The sequence below is a fragment of the Faecalicatena contorta genome, from assembly GCF_001404335.1.
GTDB classification, from domain to species: Bacteria; Bacillota; Clostridia; order Lachnospirales; family Lachnospiraceae; genus Faecalicatena; species Faecalicatena contortus_B.
Genome location: NZ_CYZU01000003.1, coordinates 67,128 through 89,066 on the forward strand (window position 1 = coordinate 67,128; position 21,939 = coordinate 89,066).

Below are 21,939 nucleotides of genomic sequence, written 5' to 3' on the forward strand. Positions count from 1 at the left end.
TCTGTCCAATTGACGCCCGCTTCCCGGACGTAATTTTACGATGTACTGAAAAAACTTACCTACCATAGAATAACACAAACAGCCTCCGGTTGCAAAATTCTCCTGTGAATTCTTTATGAAATATACTTGCCAAACGGCAATTTTCGTATGAAGTGTATGCAAACAAAGGAAAGGATCAATATGCCTGCTGTCAGTCCGGGCACGGCAGTCCATGCGCTGATCTGCCCCGGATCCACATATTTTTTATAAGTATCCAGAAATAGTATATGGATCAGATAGATTCCAAAAGAGCTTGCGCACCAGGTATCAACCGCCCTTTTTGTCCTCTCCTTCAGCCTGATATTTCCGCCGCCAAGCAGGATCATAAAAGCAAAAAAAGCGCCTCCCGCCGTGATCACCAGCGGGCATCCATATTCCAGAAACCGCTCAAAGTGCTCCCCTTGAGCGGACGACTTCCAGGCGGTCAGCGCCAGATTCAATGCCGTACTTCCCAGAAATACCCCGAGGAGCAGCGGTTCCCTGCCCTTTAGTTTTTCCCGGTATTTATGGATAAGATATCCAAGAAAAAAATAAAACGCATACACCCTGTCCCCGATGATCGGCAGATCATAATACGGCTCCTCATGCAGAAGTGAAGAAAAGTACATAAATACTGCCGCGAGGCTGCCCATCAGCAAAAACGCTTTATCCATCCTGGCATTCATCCCCCTGCACATGATCTGGAAAAAGGGCAGCACCAGGTAAATGGGAATCATCGCATACAGGTACCACAGATGCGGCTCCGTGGGAATATAAAGCAGATCCCGCAGATCATAAGGCGTCTCCATATAATATATATTAAAGAAATAATAAACAATGCTCCAAAATACCAGTACGATAAAAAAACGCAGCAGACGTTTCCCGTTCTTGCGCAGACTTTCCGACCGTCCCAGCAGCAGGGCTCCGCTGAGCATGAAAAAGCAGGGCACACTGACCCTGGACACAGTATCCAGCAGCAGGGAAAACAGATATTCTCCCCTGCCTATTTCCGTGTATGCCCTGCAAAAATAATTGGTAACGTGTATGATAATAACCATCACAAATGAGACGGTTCTGATCAGTTCCATGTTGTAGTTCTTGTTCTTCATATTTTACTTCCTGTATCTTTCTTCCTGCCGCCGTTCTCCCCGTTTCCGGCGCTGTTTCCGTCTTTTCGTGCTCCTTTTTTCTGTACGCCGCCCTTTTTCATCAGGCTCGCCTTTACCACCGCATCTTTTCCGTATTTCGCCCGTATCTCCTCCATCGCCTGATTCAGCTTTCGGTGCTTTTCATCCGGAGGCTTCGGCATCTCAATATCAAAGATGGAAAGCTGCACCGGTTCGGACGCAACGACAAGCTTTGCCGTTCGAATTCCGAGAAGACGGATCGGTTCTCCATCCCACGTCTCGTCAAACAGCCTGCAGGCAGCCTCATACAGTACTTCGTCTTCATGGGAAGGCTTGTCCAGCTGCTTCTGATGGGAAATACGCTGAAAGTCATGGTATTTGATCTCCATACTGACCATATTGGCCTTCTGGCCGGCTTTTCTAAGGCGCCTCCCCACACTTTGCGCCAGTTCGTGCAGAACTGCCTTCGCTTCCTCCGCTGTCTCGGCATTCTCCGGCAGCGTTGTGGAATTACCGATCCCCTTTGCCTCTGCCTGCTCCGACTGTACACGGGAATCATCAATTCCATTGGCAAACTCCCACAGCATCCGCCCGTGGCTTTTCATATGGAGGCTGATCAATTCCGGATCTGCCTGCGCCAGGTCCCCAATGGTGTATATCTCCAGCTTTTTCAGTGTCTCCACGCTGGAACGCCCCGCCATATAAAGTTCCCCGATGGGCAGCGGCCACATTTTTATCCGGATTTCTTCGGGAAACAGGGTGTGCACCTTGTCCGGCTTCTCAAAATCGGATGCCATCTTCGCAAGCAGTTTATTTGAGGAAATCCCAATGTTGACGGTAAACCCGAACTTTTCTTTTATCCCGTCCTTGATCACCAGTGCCGCATCTATAGGAGACGGATATTTCCATGCAATCCCCGTAAAATCCACATAGCACTCATCCACACTGACCTGCTCGATCTCGGTTGTAAATGCCTTCAGGTACTCCATCAGCCGTGCACTTTTTTCCCTGTACATCTTATGATCAGGCGGCGCCATCACCAGATTCGGACACTTACGAAAGGCATTCGCAACAGGTTCCCCCGTGCGAATGCCGTATTTTTTTGCAGGAATGGACTTGGCCAGCACCACACCCCGGCGCGCCTTCTGGTCACCGCCTATAATGGCCGGCACAAGCCTCATGTCCTGCTTTGCACCATGTTTCAGTTGTTCTACCGCCGTCCAGCTCAGATATGCGGAATTGACATCGATATGGAAAATGATGGGTGTCATGAAACCAGCTGTCCTTTCACACGTGCTTCTAATTTTCCGCCGGCAACATCGATTAAGATAGCATCTCCTCTTCCTACATTTCCCGCCAGTATCAATTTTGCCGCCAGTGTCTCTACATTCTTCTGCAGATATCTCTTCAGCGGCCTTGCACCGTACATCGGGTCATATCCGCCCTCAACGATGTAATTTCTGGCCTCATCTGTCACTTCGATCGAAAGTTCTTTATCGGCAAGCCTCTTGTTGACATCTGCTGTTAATAAGTCAATGATGGCATAAATATTGTCTTTCGTCAATGGCTTAAACATAATGATTTCATCCAAACGGTTCAAAAATTCCGGTCTGAACCGTGCGCGCAGTTCGTTCATTACCATCTCCTGGCTCGCCGCGTCTATGGTTCCGTCTTCCCCGATTCCCTCCAGCAGATAATTGGCTCCCAGGTTGGAGGTCATGATCAGAATCGTATTCTTAAAGTCCACGGTCCGCCCCTGGGAATCCGTGATACGCCCATCGTCCAGCACCTGCAGAAGCACATTGAACACATCCGGGTGGGCTTTCTCAATCTCATCAAATAAGACAACGGAATATGGTTTCCTTCTGACAGCTTCCGTCAGCTGGCCGCCCTCGTCATATCCTACATATCCCGGAGGCGCCCCGATCAGCCTGGATACGGAAAACTTCTCCATATACTCGCTCATATCGATACGCACCATGTTGTTCTCATCATCAAACAGGCTCTCCGCCAGCGCCTTGGCAAGCTCCGTCTTGCCAACTCCGGTAGGCCCAAGGAACAGGAAGGAGCCAATCGGTTTTGACGGATCCTTAATACCCGCTTTGGAGCGGATAATTGCCTCTGTCACCAGTTCCACGCCCTCATCCTGTCCGATGACGCGCCTATGCAGCTCATCGCCCAGATGGAGCGTCTTGCTTCTCTCGCTCTCATTCAGCTTGGCTACCGGGATTCCCGTCCATCTGGAAATGATCTTAGCGATCTCTTCGTCAGTGACGGCCTCGTGTACCAACGACAGCTCTTTCTCCCTGACCTTATCTTCCTCCTCTTCCAGCTGTTTCTGCAGCTGCGGCAGCCGCCCGTACTGCAGTTCCGCTGCCCGGTTCAGGTCATACTCCCGCTGCGCCTTCTGGATATCCTTGTTCACCTGCTCGATCTCTTCTCGGATCTTCTGGACTCTTTCTACGGAGGCCTTCTCATTATCCCACTGCGCCTTCTTGCCCGCATACTCCTCGTTCAAACCGGCCAGCTCTTCCTGCAGATGTTCCAGACGTTCTTTGCTCAGACGGTCCTCCTCTTTCTTCAACGCCTCTTCCTCGATCTCCAGCTGCATGATCCGGCGGCGCAGTTCGTCCAGCTCTGTGGGCATGGAATCGAGCTCCGTCTTGATCAGCGCGCATGCTTCATCCACCAGGTCAATCGCCTTGTCGGGCAGGAACCTGTCGGAGATATAGCGGTTAGACAGCATCGCAGCCGCTACTAGGGCGCTGTCTGTAATCTTTACGCCGTGGAAGACTTCATACCGTTCCTTTAAGCCCCTCAAAATGGAGATTGCATCCTCCACCGTTGGCTCTTCTACCATAACCGGCTGGAAACGGCGTTCCAGCGCAGCATCTTTTTCAATGTACTGGCGGTATTCATCCAGAGTGGTGGCACCGATACAGTGCAGTTCCCCTCGTGCCAGCATTGGCTTCAGCATGTTGCCTGCATCCATTGCGCCGTCGGTTTTGCCTGCGCCTACAATTGTGTGCAGCTCATCGATAAAGAGAATAATCTGTCCGTCGCTGTTCTTCACTTCCTCCAGAACCGCTTTCAGACGCTCTTCGAACTCTCCTCTGTATTTTGCCCCTGCAACCAGGGCGCCCATGTCCAGAGAGAAGATGGTCTTATTCTTCAGTCCTTCCGGTACGTCACCCCTGACGATACGCTGCGCCAGCCCCTCTACTACAGCCGTCTTACCAACGCCGGGCTCGCCGATGAGAACCGGATTATTCTTTGTCTTACGTGAAAGTATCCGGACTACATTACGGATCTCCTCGTCGCGGCCGATGACCGGATCCAGCTTCTGGTCCCTGGCACGCTCTACCAGATCCTGGCCATACTTATTCAACGTATCGTAGGTCGCCTCCGGATTGTCGCTGGTCACCTTCTGGTTCCCCCGCACGGTGGACAGCGCCTGTAAAAAGTTGTTCCGGTTGATGCCGAACTCCTTGTACAGTGTTTTCAGTTCCCTGCTGGCATACTTTAACAGAGCCAGGAAGAGATGCTCCACGGACACGTACTCGTCGCCCATCTGCTTCGCCTCATCCTCGGCATGGATCAGGACGTTATTCAGATCCTGCCCTACAAAAACCTGGCCGCCCTGTACCTTCGGACGTTTAGCCAAGGCTTCCTCCACACGATTTATAAAGAGGGCGCCCTGTATATTCATTTTTTCAAGTAATTTTAATATCAAACTGTCATTCTGCGTTACCAGCGCATAAAGCAGGTGCTCCTGCGCAATCTCCTGATTGCCGTAATCGTACGCAATTTTTTCGCAGTTCTGGACTGCCTGAAGAGAATTCTGGGTAAATTTATTTATATTCATAGAAAGACCTCCTTTGTCGGTTTAGAGCTTGTTGTTCTACTACAAATATAACAATACCATTTATTATTAGCACTGTCAAGTAGTGAGTGCTAATTTCCCATATATTTTTTGTGAAGCCTTATAAACACTGGCTTCACAGCGCATCTGCAATTTCAAAAAGCACTCATTTTATCATTTTTACACCAAATTTACACCAAATCTTTTTGTTTTGGTGTACGGGAAATTTCTGTACACCCATGTTGCACCATTTACACCACAGCCCTAGCAGTATCCAGTTTTGCAATTTCCGTTTCTACACGACTCATTTCGGTAATATGATTGTAAACGTCCATCGTCACTCCGATATTAGAGTGCCCCATTTGTGATTGGTGCCATAGAGAAATCGGTGTTAAAGCCGAGATTCGACAGTGCGCCTGTAGCTGCCATAAGCTGCTGCTTGTACATTTGTCCGGAAGACGTTGCCTTTGTCATATACCATGGATTCTCAGACATCGGGCCATCCAGGTTTTGCAATGCCTTTTCAAATGCAGAAATAGAGTACAGCAAGGAAGCGTACTGTTCCTTGTTGATTTCCATCAGCCAAAGCCTCTGCAATAATATTCGTAATTGTCTGGCTCTTACCGGTTCCAGGAGGACCTTGCATAATAAAACTAACACCCATTTTGGAAAGAAGAATTGCAGTATGCGGAACCGGGATTGTACTCTGAATTTTGCTTACATCGGAAGCAGCGGCAGCAGGTGTGGCTGCTCTCTGCTGTTCCAGTTGCTGCTGTATACTTCTTCATATTTTCGATTTATTTCTTCCGTAATCTGTTTTTCAACGAGTACATGTCTGTTTTAATGCTTACTCGAGAACTTTCCAATAACCGGTCTTTTTAGAACCAACTCTTTCCACATATCCATTTTTTTTCAAAAATGATAAATTATTTTCTACTGCTGTTTCACTAATCCCCAGTATTTGATGCAATTCTCTGGCAGTAATGTTCGGATTATCTCTTATTTCTGTTATGATTCTTTCTCTTCTTGTATTTAATTCTTTTTTATTTCCAACTCTTTTCCCAACCTTATTCCCAACTTTTTTTATTCGCTGTAGTGGGATTGTAACAACAATCGAGTTTTCTCTAAAGGTAAATGCTTCCTTCCCATATGTTTCAATAATCTTAGGCACACCACGACCTGATTTTTCACTAATATGAAGCTGAAGAAAAATTTCTGATAGCTTTTCATTTACAGGGATTGATTCTCCCAGGAAAAAGCCTTCCAAAGTCTGCGCCGGTGCCAGTGTTCCTCTTGATAGGATTTCTATTCTATCTGAAAATACAGTAATCATTGGCTCGTTTCCACTTATCCATAGGTTATGCAAAATAGCATTTATGATTGCTTCTCTAAAGGCTTTATTATCGAACAATGGTATTTCCGTACGTTCCACTACACGCTCGCTCTCATCTGTCTGAATCAAATTTAATACATCCGCATATCTTAAAATCTCATCCAAACTATAAAGCAGACAGTTATTGCCAAATTCCCTTACAGAAAATAAATTGGAGCCTTTTGTCTCTCCTTCAAAAATTGACACCCTTAATGGAAAATGTGAATTATCCGAAAGCAACTGTGCCAACAGGTTATATTCTCCATCTTTATTTCTTAATCCAAGATTTTTTTCAAAGGTTTTCTCATTTAGTACAATTCCTTTTGAACCATAATATCCAAATAATTTTGAAAATGTCAGTTCCTGATATTTCGCCGGTAATGTTTCAATGGTCTCCATTCTTCCGTCCAGAATTTTGAACAGCTGGATTTCCCTTTTCGGATAATCTTTCAAATTTGCTTTAGAAGAACCAATACGAATATATCGCTTTTCTTTAAAAGCTATCGGAATTTCTTCTGCAGCAGGAATCACTAAAACAACAACTCTCTTATCATTTATAGTTATTTCCTCAAACGAAAAATTGATGCTCGGAGACAGATTTCTTGCCAAAAAATTTTGATATGGTTCTTTGTTATGGTCGCAATACTGATTAAATGTTGTACCAACAATTTCATGAGTTTCATCATTAACGCCCCATACAAAATATGCCTGAGCCTTATAATGAAATGCTGCTGTATTTGACAGGGCTGATACATATTCGCCCAAGCCTTCCGGTTGAAACCAATTTTCTTTAAATTCAAACCATTCCTGTTCATCGTCATACGCACATAAGTCTAAAACTAATTTCTTGAGATTCATAAATCATCATCCTTTTCCCAACTTTTATTCCCAACTTTTTGTATTATAACACATTGGGAATAAAGTTTGGAATATTTTGTGCATTTTTCGAAAAAATATTCTAAAAACCTATCAAATTATCAAAACCAAATAGGATTCTATTCTCACTGCCCCTGCCAGTGCAATGGCAATAGTTGCCCAGCCCGTGTAAGTTACAAGTAAATCCCAGATTTCCAATGGAAATAGCGGCAATGTCTTTGATCGCTCCTGTCCCGGTTCTACGCACTGCTGTTACTTGTATTTTTACTGTCATTTTCTTTCTATCATGCCATTTGATGATAATTTCTGGCAGTCTTAAAAGCTGTCGGCCAAATCCAACGCTGCGTCTTCAGCTTCTTCAATCTCCTGCTGCTTCTGCATCTCCCGGACCTGATTGGTTTGAAGGTTATTGTTTTCTTTTTCATAATCCTACTTTCCAGTATTTTCTGAATCCGCTCCTCTTGGAACGTGCTGCAAAAGCTGGAACACATGCCCTGCAATCATAAGCGGCACTGCATTTTCCAGTCGCTTTTCAAATTTGGAAAACAGGCTGTCCAGAAAGGCATCTTCCTTTTCCCTTGTTTCTAAATAGGGATCCTCCTGCAGCTTCTCCTTCCGGTCAACATACAGCTACCCCCGTTCCCTTGCAGCTCTGTCTACCTCAATCAAATGCTCTCCCAGCTTATCCTGCAAGAGCAAACTCTGGTATCTCGCCCTGCAGTGTTCTTTCAGATAGCTTCTCCGAAGAAATGAGATATTACACATAATGATCTGTTTTATATATGCCTATATTTTCTTTTCAATTTATCAAAGAAGTCGTTGTATTCCCTGCCTTTTCCCGTCTTAATATCTTCTATGCTTTCAAGGATTTTCTTCCGGATACTTCATCCCCCATTCATACCGCACGGCAGTCATCATTTCCAAAACATCCTTTGTATAATCTAAGTGCATGACATTTTCTTCACCGGAAACAGCCGCCTCCATGTCCTCCACCTCATATACAAGAGCATGTTCCTTCTCGCCTGTCCTGACCACTTCCGCCGCTCCGTCTTCCGTATAAGTAATGACCGCTTCCACTCCCCGGGGATACTCATATATTTCAATATACCCTTTGTCAAATGCCGCCATTCCCCGCTTGGGCTGTCTGGCATGCATAGATAAAATAACAGCAGCCATCTCTTCTTCCTTGTTTTTCAGCAATATGCTGGCCTGTTCGTCCACGCCGGCAGGCGCGAATTTCACCTGTGATACAATCTCTTCTGGTCTGGATGACATAAACCACCTGACAAAAGAAAGTGCATAGACTCCAATATCCAGCATTGCTCCGCCTGCAAGGTCAGGATTGAAGAAGCGGTTTTTCATATCATATTCCTTATAACATCCAAAATTCATTTGGATCAGCCTCAAACTTCCCAGCCGGCCGGATGCAATGATCTCATTGAGCCGCCTATACACCGGCATGTGGTATATTGTCATCGCCTCAGCCAGGACAACATGATTATCCTCAGCCAGTTTCACCGCCTCTTCCAGCTCCTTTGAGTTCAGGGTAATTGATTTCTCACAGAGTACGTGTTTTCCTGCACGGAGCGCCTTTTGCATATATTGGCTGTGTGTGTTATGAGGGGTGGCAATATAGATAATATCTACACGATCATCCTCAAATATCTCATCGATCCGGCCATATACCTTCTCTACGCCATATTTCTCTGCAAATTCCACTGCTTTTTCCTGTGTACGGTTTGCGGCCCCGTAAAATGCCCTGCCCAGGCTCTTCATCGCCTCGGCCATCTGGCCTGCGATATCGCCGCATCCCAGTACCGCCCAATTATATCTTTTCATCCGCAAATCCCCTTTCTCATTTCCGTACGCTATCTGTTTTCACGGATGGTCCTGCATGGCGCACCATACGCAATCACATTGTCCGGTATATCTTTTGTTACGACACTGCCCGCTCCGATTACTACATTATCCCCAATAACCACCCCAGGCATAATGATTGCCCCGACGCCTATCCACACGTTATCTCCTACTACAACCGGAGCCGGCTGTACCTGCTTACACTATCTCGATTTAAATAATCCCAGTAATTTTTCCCAGAATCCTTCTTTCTCTGCCTCTTCCTTCTGTGTCGCTGCCGCTTTTGGCTTTTGTATCCCGTCCGCTGCAAATACAAACTGTACGGATTTTACATTCTTATTTTCAGGCGAGGTAAAAGAAACCGGTGTGAAATCGGAATTCCGGTAGGTCTCCAGCATCTCATCTATACTTTTTTTCACCTCATCCGGCATTCCCGATGTCTGATCCCTGAGAACCTTTAATCCTCCGTTCAGCTGAGACATCCCGTCCGCCAGTGCAGCCGCGCCGCTGTCCAGTGCATCTGCGCCCCCCAGAAGTTTTGACGCGCCCTCTTCCGTTTGCTTCATGCCTCCTGCCAGGTCTGCACTCCCTTCTGCTACGCCCCGGATCCCATCGTCGATCTGCCCATAGCCCCCGGCGAGATCCTCTACACCGCCCAGATAGTCTTCAAGCCCCTGGTGGAATTGGGCATACTGGTCTGACAGCCCGGCTATTCCTCCTGCCAGGTCTTTCAGGCTGTCGGGATCCGCATCCTTAAGCTGTCCAAGCCCTGCCGCCATATCCCGCATACTCTGTATCACCTGGGCCGTGCTCTCCTGCAAAGGCTCAACGCTCTGCCTGACCCCGGCATACGTCTGCGATAATCCGGCGGCTGCAGCATAGTTTCCTGCAAGCTTTCCGATGACAGCCTGCGTCTCCGGTGAAATGTTCTCCGATTGCTGCAGTTCCCCCAGTGCCGCGTACAGTTCTGCATCCGGTATCTCCGTAACAGGATAAGCATTCACCACCTGGTCTATTGCTGCGAACATCCCCGCATATCCCGCCTGTATGGCCTCAAGACCGTCGGCCAGCGCCGTCAGCCCGTCCGGCAGTGCCTGGAGTTGTGCCAGATCCAGGCTGTTAAGCTCTGAGGTTCCGCTTTTTAGCAGCTGAAGGGCCTGATTCACCTGCGCAGAGCCGCCTAACAGTTCCTCTGAACCTGCTGCCGCCTGTTCCAGGCCGCTTCTGAATTCCCCTGAGCCAGACTGCAGAAGTCCCGCGCCGCTGCTAAGTCCGTCGGCCCCGTCTTTTAACTGCCGGATGCCGTCGCCGAACTGTGCTGCGCCGGCCTTCAGCCCGGCCGTTCCTGATTGAAAGGCATCCACTCCGCTCATCAGCTGATCCGCCCCGCCGTTCAATTCCTTTATCCCTTCCGCCAGTTCTCCCAGCCCCTCCGTCAGTTTATCAATCTCTTTCAGATCCAGCATGTCCGCCCCGGCTGAAAACGGTACTGCCGCTATGGAGATTCCTTTCATATAAAAGTCGGCGGCGTCGGCATTCACCTCCATCTTTCCGGCCTTCTCCGGCATCACGGTAAATGTCACCTGCTTATCCGTTCCCGCATTTGCAATCGTTGCATTCTCTGCGGTAATGTGATCGCAGACGGAAGTATCGAGTGTTACGGTAACCTGTAACATATATTTTTCATAAAACAATGCCTCTGTCTTCGGATTTTCAGAGGTGAGGATGGTAATATCCACCCGTCCATCCGCTCCCCCCATCTTAGAAGGCGGAGTCACTTTTCCATCCAGCCTGTACGTAACCCGGACATTCCAGGGCAGCTCTTTACTGACCAGATTGCCCTGATAATAGAATCTGCCGCTGTCTGCATCCGCACTCACCCTGCTTCCTTTATATTCCAGTTCACTCGTATCCGTCAGATTTTCTACCAGAGAGTACTCGCCATAATCAGCCACCGGCCCAGCCTCCTGGAGATCAAAGGCATTCACAACATAGATGTCATCTACTTTTCCGTCTGCCGCCAAGGATGCATACACGACTTCCTCCTTTGTCACATTCTGTTCTCCGGCGGCCTTCACTTCCTTTGGCCCTGAACACAGCACAAGTGTCAGCACAGCAAATACAGCTGCATATCTCCTGCCGTATGACAGAGATTTCCGTATATTCACAGAAGCTCCCGGCATACAGGCCGTGGCGTTGGTTCCACAGTAAACTGCGAATTTGTGTATCTGTTCCTTACATCTTCTCATCGCTTTACCTCCCTGTAAAATGCGGCATGATATGTTGTCGCTTCGATTGCCCTGTCAAATAAGAGCAGAAGCATCGGCAGTATCGCCGCAACCATCGCCAGTGAAAGAAACGTGCCTCTCCCGAGCAGCAGCCCTAACTCCGCAACAATCGGATTGGAGGACGTCAGCTTCAGACAGAAGCCGGCCGATGCAAGAATCAGCGCCGAGGTCATGATCGCGATCAGGTTCCGGTTCAGCACCTCTATGATGGCTTCCATTTTCCCCATCGTCTTTCGCCTGCCCAAATAATTATTGGTAATAAAAATAGCATAATCTATCGTTGCTCCCAGCTGCACCGTATTGATGACGAGAAACCCGATATACACCAGCGAATTTCCCGCAAAATATGGTACGGACAGGTTGATCCATATCGCCGCTTCTATGATAAAAAGAAGGAGAAGGGGAAGGAGCAGGGACTTAAATGTCAGGAACAGTACCAGTGCTATTGCGGCTACTGCCAGCCCGTTAACCAGCTTTGTATCACTGGACACGATCTGTTTCATATCAAAAAGGTTTGCACTCTGTCCGCAGGAATACGCCTCATCATAGTATGCCGCCGTGGTATCCCGCACTTTTTCCACCAGTGAAAATGCCTCTTCCCCTTCCTCACTTGTATCCGCGTTTACAATGATCCGGGCGAAATGCTCCGAATAAAAATTCTCTACAATCTCACGATCCAGATACCCGGACGGAATTGTATTTCCCACGCTGGTAACATAGGAAACCACACTGTTTACATGTTCCAGTTCCTCAAGCTGATTACACAGCAGAAGCTCCCTGGCTGGATCTTCTTTGGGAACCAGCAGTACAATGGAAGCAGACCTTCCGAACACCTCATTGATCTTCCGGCTGTCCTGCCCCAGCTTCATGGCTGCATTCGCCTCTCCCATTCCATAGATAAAGCTGGACTTAGACTGCGCCTTATAGCAGGGAATGACGAGCAGCAATACCAGGATCAGTGCCGGCACACGGATCTTCAGCAACAGAGTTCCTGCTCCTTTCAGCTCCGGAAGCAGTTTCCTGTGCTTCGTCCTGTCGATCAGCCTGCAGCATAACAGCGTCAGCGCGGGCAGAAATACCATGACCGACAGATAGCTGAGTACAATCCCCTTAACCAGGTTCAGCCCCAGGTCTGATCCGATCCGAAACCGCATGAACATCAAGGCCATAAAACCAAACAGGGTTGTCGCCGCACTGGCTGCAACGGAAGGAAAGGCCAGTTTCACGGCCCTCATCATCGCAAGCTTTGCATCCTCTGTATGCTTTCTCTGTTCCTCAAAATTATGCAGCAGAAAGATCGCATAATCCAGAGAGACGGCCATCTGCAGGATTGGGCTGATTGCCTGTGTAATATAGGATACCTCCCCCAGAAATACATTGCTGCCCATATTGACCAGCACCGAAATCCCGATGGCCGCAAGAAACAATACCGGTTCAATCCAGGAGGAAGAAGTAAGCAGAAGAATCACAATAATAATAGGAATCAGAATTAGCATGGCATTCATGGATTCCTTCACCGAAATCTCCTGAGAAAATGCATTCGAAGCCGCATCTCCATCCAGCGCATTTTCTTCTCCGATCAGTTCGCGGACGGCAAGGGTGGCATCCATCTCTTTTCCCTTATGAATGGTCACGTTAAAAAGCGCATTCCCATCTTTATAGTAGGCCTCCACCGTTTCCGGATCCGCCATCTCCAGCGGTTCTTTCAAGTTCACCACATCATCCAGCCACATGACAGAATCCACCCCGTCAATCGCTTCAAGCGCTGCCTTGTACTCCAGCGCCTGCACTACAGTGATATTTTCCACCATGACTCTCTCATTGGGCACTGCCTCGTGAAACTCATCCTGCATAAGAGTAAGCGCCATCGTTGACTGCGCATCCTCCGGCAGATAGTCGATCAATGTGTAGTTCACCTTCACCTGCGTCATAAGAACAGCACACAAACAAGCCAGTACAAGAAATATTCCCACCACCAGCTTCCGATGCCCTGTAATCATGCGGGCCATTCTTTCCATGCAGCCACCTCCCGCCAATCATCCCGTGCCTTACATCAGAACGATCTACCAAAATCTCAGGGTTCCAAATCCGTATTATATCGGAACAGCTTTAACTCCACGCTCCTGTCCGACAATATCTAATTTCATTCTACCTTCTTTGAATACCGCCGTCAATTGTTTATAGAATGGCTTTAAATGGGCAGATGCCCCGAGACCATTACTTTGTTGGCTCCGATGCCGTGCAGCGGGGTGCACGGCACGGTCTTAACAGTAACTTTATATTTCCTCAGAAAAGTGTTATAATAACCCCCATGAACCAGGAAAGGAGATCTGTTATTATGAGATCTTATGAAAGACTTTTGAAATATGTTGTCATCCGCACCCCGAGCGATGAGAACAGCAAAACCGTGCCGTCCAGTGAATGCCAGTTCAATCTGGCCCGCCTGCTGGTACAGGAGCTGAAAGACTTGGGGGTGTCTGATGCAAAGGTGGATGAACATGGTTATGTCTATGCGCATCTCTCCGCCTCACCGGGCTATGAAGATAAAACAAAGATCGGTTTTATCGCGCATATGGATACCGTTTCCGATTTCTGTGACCACGATATCATTCCCATCGTTACTGAAAATTACGATGGAAAAGACTTTGTTCTGGGGACAAGCGGCAGAACAATCAGTACAGATACGTTCCGCTATCTGCCGGACCTTAAGGGCCGTACTCTGATTACCAGTGACGGGACAACCATACTTGGTGCGGACGATAAAGCCGGAATTGCAGAAATTATGACAGTAGCCGAACGTTTGAATACAGAGGGGATTCCCCACGGTCCGCTCTCCATTGCCTTTACCCCCGATGAAGAGATCGGAGCCGGCGCCTCCCTCTTTAATGTAGAGGAATTCGGTGCGGATTATGCCTATACGCTGGACGGAGATACAGAAGGCGAGATACAGTTCGAGAATTTCAACGCATGTAAAGCTGATTTTATGATAGAAGGAGTGAATGTCCACCCGGGTTCCAGCAAGGATACCATGGTCAATGCAAGCCTGGTTGCCATGGAGATCAACTCCATGCTTCCATCCGGAGATACGCCCCGGGATACGGAAGATTACGAAGGCTTCTTTCATCTGGTAAGCATGTCCGGCGAGGTAGGGCATGCCAGACTCCAATATATTGTACGCGACCACGATGCAGCCTCCTTTGAGGTGCGTCAGCAGACACTGCGCCATATCGAAAAGCTGATGAATGAGAAGTGGGGCCCCAATACGGTCAGACTGACAATCACCCAGCAGTACCGCAATATGGCCGAGATTATAGACGGCTGCAGGCACCTCATAGACCATGCCAAAAAAGCCTGCGAAAATGCAGGTGTCACACCCTTGATTCTTCCAATCCGGGGCGGTACAGACGGCGCCCAGCTCAGCTTTAAGGGACTGCCCTGCCCGAACCTGGGAACAGGCGGACATGGATACCACGGCCCTTATGAGCATATTACTGCAGAGGGAATGGATCTGGCGGCAGATATCGTCCTTGAGCTCATCAAGATATATGCGGACATTTAATCTGTTAGACCAGTGATGCCATGTATTATAATACAATCTACCTGAAAAGAAGAGAAATAAAAAAGGGCCGGAAAGAGTAAATTAATTACTCTTCCTTAAACCCTTCCCCGACAACTTCATTCGACTCCATTATGACCGTAAATGCAGTGGGATCCACCTCTCTGATCATTTTCCGGATCGCGTACATCTGCTTATTATTGCAGGCACACATCACGACTTCTTTCTCAATACCCGAATAGCTCCCTCTTCCCTTCAGCAGTGTAGAACCTCTTCCCGAGTAATGGTCAATCTTATCCGCAACTTCCTGCCCCTTCTCCGTCACAATCAGTGTCATCTTGCCGGCATCAATACCGTACATAAACTTATCAATAACAAATGTCAGCAGATAAGTGATAATAAATCCATAAATCGTCCCGTCTATATCCTTAAAAATATACCCGCCGACTGCCACAATGATCGCATCCGTAATAAATACAATTCTCCCCAGAGTCAGATGCGGCCGTTTCACTTTGATCGAGACCGTGATAAAATCCATCCCCCCTGTCGAAGAGTTGTTCATAAATATCATTGCATAACCAAGTCCGGAAAAGATCCCCGTACAGATTGCCGCCAGCATCCGGTCCCCTGAATATGCCGGGAAAAGCGGAGCTACATAGTCAATAATCAGGGAAGTAATAATAACCGTTCTCACGGAGCGCACAAAGAACCCCTTTCCCAGGGTTCGGTAGCACCCGATGGCGATCGGCACATTCAGCAGCATAGTCACCCACCCGATCGGCATTCCGAATAAATGATAAAAAATCAGAGCAATACCTGAAATACCTGCCAACGGGAAAGCGGCATTTGCTGCAAAGTTATAAATTCCCAGCCCAATCAATATGCCGCCTACAACATCAATCATAATATCGTAAGCCAACTTTTTTAAATTCATTTTTTTCATAAGCTTCACCTCATTCTCTATAGCATTCCCAAATAAGCACAAAAAAGAACACCTACAAATTATAAAATATAATTCGCGTGTGCTCTTCTCTGTTTTTAGTCTAATCCATCTTCAGCAATTTGTCAACACCACGGCCATCTTATCAGACATGTTATCTATCGTCGCACACAATCCACAATTTTCCTGCATGCGCTTCTGCATTTACATCCAAAGCCCTGCTTCAGTACTCTTAAGATCCCCCACATGCCGGATTCAACATCCCATTTTAGGCTTCCTGAACGATAAAGATAATCGCCCGGACAGCACGGAGGATCTATCAGCTCCATATTAAAAGTATTCCCAATGCCGACTGCCCCCTGCACAGGGATAATCCTGGAATAGGGGCCAGCCGGCTGCTCTTTCCATTTACACCCGTGAATAACAAAGCTTGTATTTCGCGGCTTATCTGCCGGCATCATGGTTCTGAAAACAACCCGATCTCCGGGATAGGCGGTAAAAACAGGGGTTGCCGGATCACCATGTATCACACTACTGAATATCTTTGAAATTCTCCAATCTTTTTTCAGCCGGTTTGCGAACCTCTCGGAGCGGTAATTAAAGCCCTTCTCTCCCGTGTCCTCCGCATCCGGAGGTTCACCATTGTCTCCCACTATGGTCTGTACCAGAGTCCCCGTTTTATCCAGCATACGGATTCCGCTCTGAATCATAACCACACATTCCCTGAATGGATCCGTTCCAGGTGCGGTAATAACTGCCTCTTCTTCATGCAGTGCATGAATCACAGAATCCTTCCTATACCATTTTGCACCTGGCGGTTCGATGATAACAGCGCCAAACAGCCCATGGTATCTGTGGTTTCTCAAATCTCCAAATGATTGGATGATACAGGAGCCGTATTCCTTATTTGCAAACCATAAATATTTTTTGCTCTCGCCCGGCCCGAAGCTCTGCGTTCAGGAAAAACCGTTCTATCAGCGTCTCATATTATCTTGCCCCTGCGATATTATTCCAGCCATTTGCCGCACCATCTGAAACAATGGTGTCAACTTTAACCAAATGGATATGAAATCCCACAATATCTGTTAGCCAAGCGTGAAGCATTCCTGAGGGCTTAATGATACAGAATCCAAAGTCGTAGAGCTCGGATTATCCCCCTCCAGCTTCCACTGATGGTTGTGCAGATGGAATACATGTGTCTCCTTGACACCGCCGTGAATTAAACGTATTTTAGACGGATCACCTACATAAGCCCTTAATATAGGCGGTGCAGGATCTCCATACAACCAGGAACTCATCGAGATGTCCTCTCCCGTATCTCCGTGCCCACCTGTAAGAGGAAGACGGTTTCTCATAGGTTCGGATCGGTAGCTGATCGCCGTTGTGCTTGACGGCAGGCCGGTGTGCGGGTCAACAGGCGGATTTCCGTCTTTGTTTTTAATCTCCAGTTCATCGTGGAAAAAGATCGCATATTCCCGGAATGAAGGGTGTACAGGATGGTAAATATCGGCGAACAGCCCGCTTTGCAATTCGTCCCCGGTCTCAGGATCCAGCCATACGGATTCCGGTGCCTCTACTATAATGGCCCCAAATAACCCATGTATATTGGTCCCTTTTTCTCCACTTCTGGTATCCCCCATATCCCGAAAAGAAAAAACTCCCTCCCTTGTTGCGTACCATGTATATTCAATCCGTCTCACCGTAGTGGAGTCCTTGTTAAATCCCACACTGGTCCCGTCAGATGTCTGTATATCATAGGCAAGCCCCTGCACATGGATGGACAAAGAGCGGTTAATCGCGTGCGTAAAAATAATTGTGACCACATCGCCGACATTTGCCCGTATAACTAAGGGTTTCACTTCTTCAAAGGGCTGAGGCGGAACTAATGAAAAATTGCGCATCGCCCCTTCCCGGATTCTCTCTGCATCTTTTTTTAATACATATAACAGCCCATCTGGATCATAATCGCCATATTTGTTGTAAACAATAGGCAGTTGAATTGCCTCTATTTCATAAAAACGATGTTTCTGTTTATCTGGATAACAGCATAGTTCCATAATATTCCCTCCTAATGATCACAGCCTGATTCCAAAAGCCGGATATAATGATTTGCTTCACGCAGTACATGGTCTGCAAGAAGAGGAAGTATTATGGATACGATTTTGCAATCCAGAATCCCCTCTGTCCCAGCTGCTTTAAATTCACGGTATTTCAATGTCTCGCTTAATGATGCTTTGGCCAGACCATTCGCCGCCCGGCAATCCTGCTGTCTTGCCCTTTCCAAAAGCTCTTTATATTCCATCGCAAACTTATCTGCTGTTACAATTAATTCTGCTTCCGAAGGATCCAGCAATCCCCGGATAAATAAAGCGTGCTCCATCATGATCCTGTTCCAGAATTCTTCTGTCTTTTTCAAATTTTTATAGGAAAGCTGCCTGTCATTCAATAATTCCACCACTGTAGCCCGGTATAGTTTAGCTTCCCTGAGAATATGCTCGATCAGCAGGGGGTAATTTGCATTGAACAATGCCCCCCTGCTGACTTCGTCCAATATATTTTCTTTAAATGCAATCAGTCCGTCTAAAAGCTGCAGTGCTCTGTTATTGATAGCATGGACCGCCTTGGTGGCATCCCTGCCCTCATGCAGATTAAAACCCGGGCGGATATTAAATTCCTGCAAGGTAATCCTACTGTCAATAGATATCCCGCTAAGGTATTCCGTCTGCCTCTCGGCCGGTACTGTAAATTCTGTCGCCAGCTCACCGGACTTCAAAATTATTCTATTGACCCGATTACTGCTAATACGCACTGTATCTCTTAACAAGTTCTCAAACTGCTGTCTGAACCAGTCTGCTCTCTGAATCCATGTTTTATCCACGCACGGGAAACCCGCTTCAAGGAATAGGCTGTGTTCCTTCATAATTCTAGAAAAAAATAAATGTGTCTCTATAGATAATACTGCATAATTTTCCATACTCTGTCATACCTTTTTATATTAGGGGTTACCCTAATATATGCGGCAGTAAAGTATATCGTGTTTTAATCTCCCCTAAATAGCTGCTGTCATACATAGAATTATCTTTCCAAAATTCATTCTCCGCAAACGCCAAAAGAGTCCTGCATTTCTGCAAGACTCTTTTTCAAACAGCTTTTTCCCTAAAGACGCTCACTGTTTCCCGTCATGAATTTATACTCAGCAACCGATCTGTCGAACCCTTTGATATGCCTGTAGAGCCACTCAATCACATTCTTATTCACCTGCTCCACAAAAGCATTGGAAGGCCCTTCTTCTTCCTCCAGCATCTCGTAAAGTTCTTTTACAACTGTTCTGAGCTTCTCATGCTCCTTCTTATGTTCTTCAATTCCCGGATACTCAATCTCTTCCTGGAGCTTCTCCTCCGCTGAAAAGTGGAAATCGGTGTAGTCTGCAAGGTAATCCAGCGTCTTAATTGCCACCAGCTTATCCTTTCCGCTCTCACAGCTTTCCAGAAGCTTATTGATCTTATCAATCAGTTCTTTGTGCTGTGAATCAATCATATCATTTCCTGTTACTAAGCTGTCATCAAATTCTGCTCTCATCTTGTTTTCCTCCTAAATCTCACCATTTTTAAACTTCATGATCATTTCGTTTGTCAGGCTGTCTCTCTGGGGGCCCGCAGGAATCTCCTCCCGCTCAAACCATTCTGCCAGGGCCAGTTCTTCCTCATCCAGCGTAATGGAATCGTCTCCGTCCAGATCACAGTAAAAACCCATCAGCACAGTGTCACTGAACGACCATGGCTGGCTCTTATAGTACCTGACATTCTTTACCTTCAGCCCCACCTCTTCCATGACTTCTCTTTTCACGGTTTCCTCCACGGTCTCCCCGATTTCCACAAAGCCTGCAAGAAGTGCGTATTTTTTATATGCCCTTCCGGCATATTTGGACATCAGCAGCCGGTTGCCGTCGGTCACGCCGATAATCGTCGCCGGGCATATCTTGGGATACTCCATATTATGGCACTCTTCACAATAGAGCATCCGCTCTTTCTTATCTTTTTTCATCGACGAACCACAGTGCCCGCAATACCTGTGATTCTTGTACCAGCTATACAGCTGATATCCGGTTATCCCCGCAAATGCGCGGTATTGAGGATCTGCCCTGCGGAAAATCTCCGTATTCTCCATGGTAAATGCTGAAAGCCGTTCTCTGTTGATCTCCTCTACCAGATAGTAGCGTTCTTCATCTATGGAAAATAAATATGTATACTCTTCGTATATCTCCTCATTAAGCCGCTCCAGATCTGCAAATCTCGGGAATTCAATTCCCTCCGCCGTATTCTTTATCAATGCGGTATGTTCCTCATAATATAAGGCAATACTGTCCCTGTCCGGGGGAACCGGGTTGTACCCGTTATCGTATTGGTGTGGTGCAATATCCTGTATCATTTGTCTTACCTGCTTTCCCAGTTATCGTATTTATAATAGCACATTTTCCCATTGCTGCACCCCGGATATTGACTTCTCCCAAAAACTGTTAAATAATAGTGTTACGATCCGTGCTCTGCGGTACATTCGCCGTACGAACCTGTTTCTTTTCTGTAACAAAAGGAATTTCAGAGTTTAAATACAGACCATCCGCAAAAAGAAAGGAGCTTACTATGAAAATTGTATTTCTGGATGCAAAAACAATCGGGGAGGATATTGACCTCTCACGTTTTGACCAGTTAGGTGAAGTTGTCAAGTACCCCTTTTCCACCTCCGCAGAAGTACCGGAACGTGTGAAGGATGCAGACGTCCTCATTATAAACAAAATCACCATCAACAAACAGACTATCCACACCGCAGAACACCTGAAGCTTATCTGTGTGACGGCCACGGGGACGGACGTTCTGGATAAAAAATATCTCGAAAAGAGAGGCATTGCCTGGCGCAACGTTGCAGACTATTCTACGGAATCCGTCGCCCAGCATACCTTTGCCATGCTCTTCTATCTGCTGGAAAAACTGAGTTACTATGACAATTATGTAAAAAGCGGCCGCTATGTGAATGACACCTCATTCTCTCATTTTGCAGAGGCTTTCCATGAACTTCAGGGAATGACCTGGGGTATCATCGGGCTGGGCAATATCGGCCGCAGGGTGGCATCCATTGCGGAGGCTTTCGGCGCCCATGTCATCTATTGTTCCCCGTCCGGCGCGCAGCCGCAGCCCGGTTATTCGCAGGTGGACTTTGAGACACTCCTCGCGTCCTCGGATATCGTCTCCGTACATGCCCCTCTGAACCAGTATACCGAAAGGCTGATGGACGAGGCCGCTTTCCGTAAAATGCGGTCCCATGCGATTTTCCTGAACCTCGGCCGTGGCCAGATTGTGGAGGAATATGCGCTTGCCGCCGCACTAAACCAGAACCAGATCGCTGCCGCCGGCCTGGATGTCCTGGCCAGAGAGCCCATGTCCGAAGACAGTCCTCTGCGTTCCATCCAGGACAGCCGGCGGCTGCTCATCACGCCCCACATTGGCTGGGCGAGCGTGGAATCCCGTACCCGCCTTATGGAAATCATTGCCGGACAGATCAGTTCCTTCTTTTCTTAAAATGAAACACCGAAGACAGCATCATAAGCACGGCCCCCGTAGCCAGGAAAAAGTCACCGAGATTATACGTAATCCTGGTGATTTTTTTCCATTTTGTTTTAAAGCCAACGTAATCAATCACATAGCCGCGTATCCATCTGTCAAAGGTATTGCTCCACGCTCCGGCTGTCATCAGGGACAGACCCGCTTTTTTCAGGTAATGTCTCTTTCTGACCAGTGTAATGCACTGATAGATCGTAAGCAGCATCGTCACGATGGCAGAGGATACCTTCACAAAGTCCTGATGGTCTTCGAACAGGTTCAGGCACATCCCTTTATTATATACCTTCCGGATCAGAATCCTGCCCTTACATGCGGTGCGCTCTTCGCCCTTATTCATATATCCTTCCACATAAGACTTTATCGCAATATCAATCAGCGCAAGGCTCAGCGTCAGACTCATTAAAACCAAAATAATCATGGGGCTCCCC

The 21,939-nt window shown here is 47.3% G+C and carries 18 protein-coding genes and 1 pseudogene; 2 read left to right on the plus strand and 17 right to left on the minus strand.

The features are described 5' to 3' along the window. Window positions 1-113 precede the first annotated feature (113 nt). The 10 genes and pseudogenes from ARB69_RS02475 to ARB69_RS02515 all read right to left on the minus strand — a co-directional run bounded on the left by ARB69_RS02475 (window position 114) and on the right by ARB69_RS02515 (window position 13,418). The gene (locus ARB69_RS02475) at window positions 114-1,127 is read right to left on the minus strand and encodes an acyltransferase (protein WP_055150697.1); all 1,014 of its coding nucleotides are present in this window, start codon (window positions 1,125-1,127) and stop codon (window positions 114-116) included. After that, complete coding sequence (locus ARB69_RS02480) at window positions 1,124-2,416, minus strand: DNA polymerase Y family protein (protein ID WP_242857506.1); 1,293 nt, start codon at window positions 2,414-2,416, stop codon at window positions 1,124-1,126. Before ARB69_RS02480 ends, ARB69_RS02475 begins: the two co-directional genes overlap by 4 nt. Continuing rightward, complete coding sequence (gene clpB / locus ARB69_RS02485) at window positions 2,413-5,010, minus strand: ATP-dependent chaperone ClpB (protein ID WP_055150700.1); 2,598 nt, start codon at window positions 5,008-5,010, stop codon at window positions 2,413-2,415. Before clpB ends, ARB69_RS02480 begins: the two co-directional genes overlap by 4 nt. A gap of 345 nt (window positions 5,011-5,355) precedes the next feature. Beyond that, window positions 5,356-5,586 carry a hypothetical protein gene (locus tag ARB69_RS02490; RefSeq protein WP_055150703.1) on the minus strand — a complete coding sequence of 77 codons (231 nt, stop codon included), beginning with the start codon at window positions 5,584-5,586 and terminating at the stop codon, window positions 5,356-5,358. Window positions 5,587-5,854: 268 nt separating this feature from the next. Continuing rightward, on the minus strand, window positions 5,855-7,237 hold the full coding sequence (locus ARB69_RS02500) for an RNA-binding domain-containing protein (protein ID WP_055150709.1): 1,383 nt from the start codon (window positions 7,235-7,237) through the stop codon (window positions 5,855-5,857). A gap of 648 nt (window positions 7,238-7,885) precedes the next feature. Then, window positions 7,886-8,020 carry a TnpV protein gene (locus tag ARB69_RS28195; RefSeq protein ID WP_083486998.1) on the minus strand — a complete coding sequence of 45 codons (135 nt, stop codon included), beginning with the start codon at window positions 8,018-8,020 and terminating at the stop codon, window positions 7,886-7,888. A gap of 96 nt (window positions 8,021-8,116) precedes the next feature. After that, window positions 8,117-9,094, minus strand: a complete 978-nt coding sequence (locus tag ARB69_RS02505) for a Gfo/Idh/MocA family protein (RefSeq protein ID WP_055150712.1) — start codon at window positions 9,092-9,094, stop codon at window positions 8,117-8,119. A gap of 29 nt (window positions 9,095-9,123) precedes the next feature. Next, window positions 9,124-9,306 (minus strand): annotated as a pseudogene (locus tag ARB69_RS28200) (DapH/DapD/GlmU-related protein); the annotation flags it as partial. 9 nt (window positions 9,307-9,315) lie between these two features. After that, a complete protein-coding gene (locus ARB69_RS02510) occupies window positions 9,316-11,361 on the minus strand; it encodes a hypothetical protein (protein WP_055150715.1) in 2,046 nt (681 codons plus the stop codon). Next, window positions 11,358-13,418 carry an efflux RND transporter permease subunit gene (locus ARB69_RS02515; protein ID WP_207643109.1) on the minus strand — a complete coding sequence of 687 codons (2,061 nt, stop codon included), beginning with the start codon at window positions 13,416-13,418 and terminating at the stop codon, window positions 11,358-11,360. The genes ARB69_RS02510 and ARB69_RS02515 overlap by 4 nt, the downstream gene beginning before the upstream one ends. 320 nt (window positions 13,419-13,738) lie before the next feature. Between ARB69_RS02515 and pepT the strand changes: the two genes are divergently transcribed. Continuing rightward, complete coding sequence (gene pepT, locus ARB69_RS02520) at window positions 13,739-14,959, plus strand: peptidase T (protein WP_055150718.1); 1,221 nt, start codon at window positions 13,739-13,741, stop codon at window positions 14,957-14,959. An 85-nt stretch (window positions 14,960-15,044) separates the two neighbouring features. Here pepT and ARB69_RS02525 read toward each other — a convergent pair whose 3' ends face one another. The 6 genes from ARB69_RS02525 to nudC all read right to left on the minus strand — a co-directional run bounded on the left by ARB69_RS02525 (window position 15,045) and on the right by nudC (window position 20,324). Further along, on the minus strand, window positions 15,045-15,899 hold the full coding sequence (locus ARB69_RS02525; RefSeq protein WP_055150721.1) for a YitT family protein: 855 nt from the start codon (window positions 15,897-15,899) through the stop codon (window positions 15,045-15,047). 155 nt (window positions 15,900-16,054) lie between these two features. Continuing rightward, on the minus strand, window positions 16,055-16,762 hold the full coding sequence (locus ARB69_RS27570; protein ID WP_242857508.1) for a hypothetical protein: 708 nt from the start codon (window positions 16,760-16,762) through the stop codon (window positions 16,055-16,057). Window positions 16,763-16,981: 219 nt separating this feature from the next. Next, the gene (locus ARB69_RS27575) at window positions 16,982-17,953 is read right to left on the minus strand and encodes a multicopper oxidase domain-containing protein (RefSeq protein ID WP_055150727.1); all 972 of its coding nucleotides are present in this window, start codon (window positions 17,951-17,953) and stop codon (window positions 16,982-16,984) included. An 11-nt stretch (window positions 17,954-17,964) separates the two neighbouring features. Beyond that, complete coding sequence (locus ARB69_RS02540) at window positions 17,965-18,870, minus strand: DUF2935 domain-containing protein (protein WP_055150730.1); 906 nt, start codon at window positions 18,868-18,870, stop codon at window positions 17,965-17,967. A gap of 182 nt (window positions 18,871-19,052) precedes the next feature. After that, window positions 19,053-19,475 (minus strand): bacteriohemerythrin, encoded by a 423-nt coding sequence (locus ARB69_RS02545; protein WP_055150733.1) that lies wholly within the window; start codon window positions 19,473-19,475, stop codon window positions 19,053-19,055. Between the two features lie 12 nt (window positions 19,476-19,487). Beyond that, window positions 19,488-20,324: an NAD(+) diphosphatase gene (nudC, locus tag ARB69_RS02550; RefSeq protein WP_025655048.1), complete on the minus strand. Its 837-nt coding sequence runs from the start codon at window positions 20,322-20,324 to the stop codon at window positions 19,488-19,490. A gap of 212 nt (window positions 20,325-20,536) precedes the next feature. On the opposite strand from nudC, the gene ARB69_RS02555 reads away from it, so the two are divergent. Then, window positions 20,537-21,469, plus strand: a complete 933-nt coding sequence (locus tag ARB69_RS02555; RefSeq protein ID WP_055150736.1) for a D-2-hydroxyacid dehydrogenase — start codon at window positions 20,537-20,539, stop codon at window positions 21,467-21,469. Here the strand turns inward: ARB69_RS02555 and ARB69_RS02560 are convergent. Then, on the minus strand, window positions 21,450-21,929 hold the full coding sequence (locus ARB69_RS02560) for a signal peptidase II (RefSeq protein ID WP_055150739.1): 480 nt from the start codon (window positions 21,927-21,929) through the stop codon (window positions 21,450-21,452). The two genes, ARB69_RS02555 and ARB69_RS02560, sit on opposite strands and share 20 nt — an antisense overlap. Window positions 21,930-21,939: the final 10 nt, after the last annotated feature.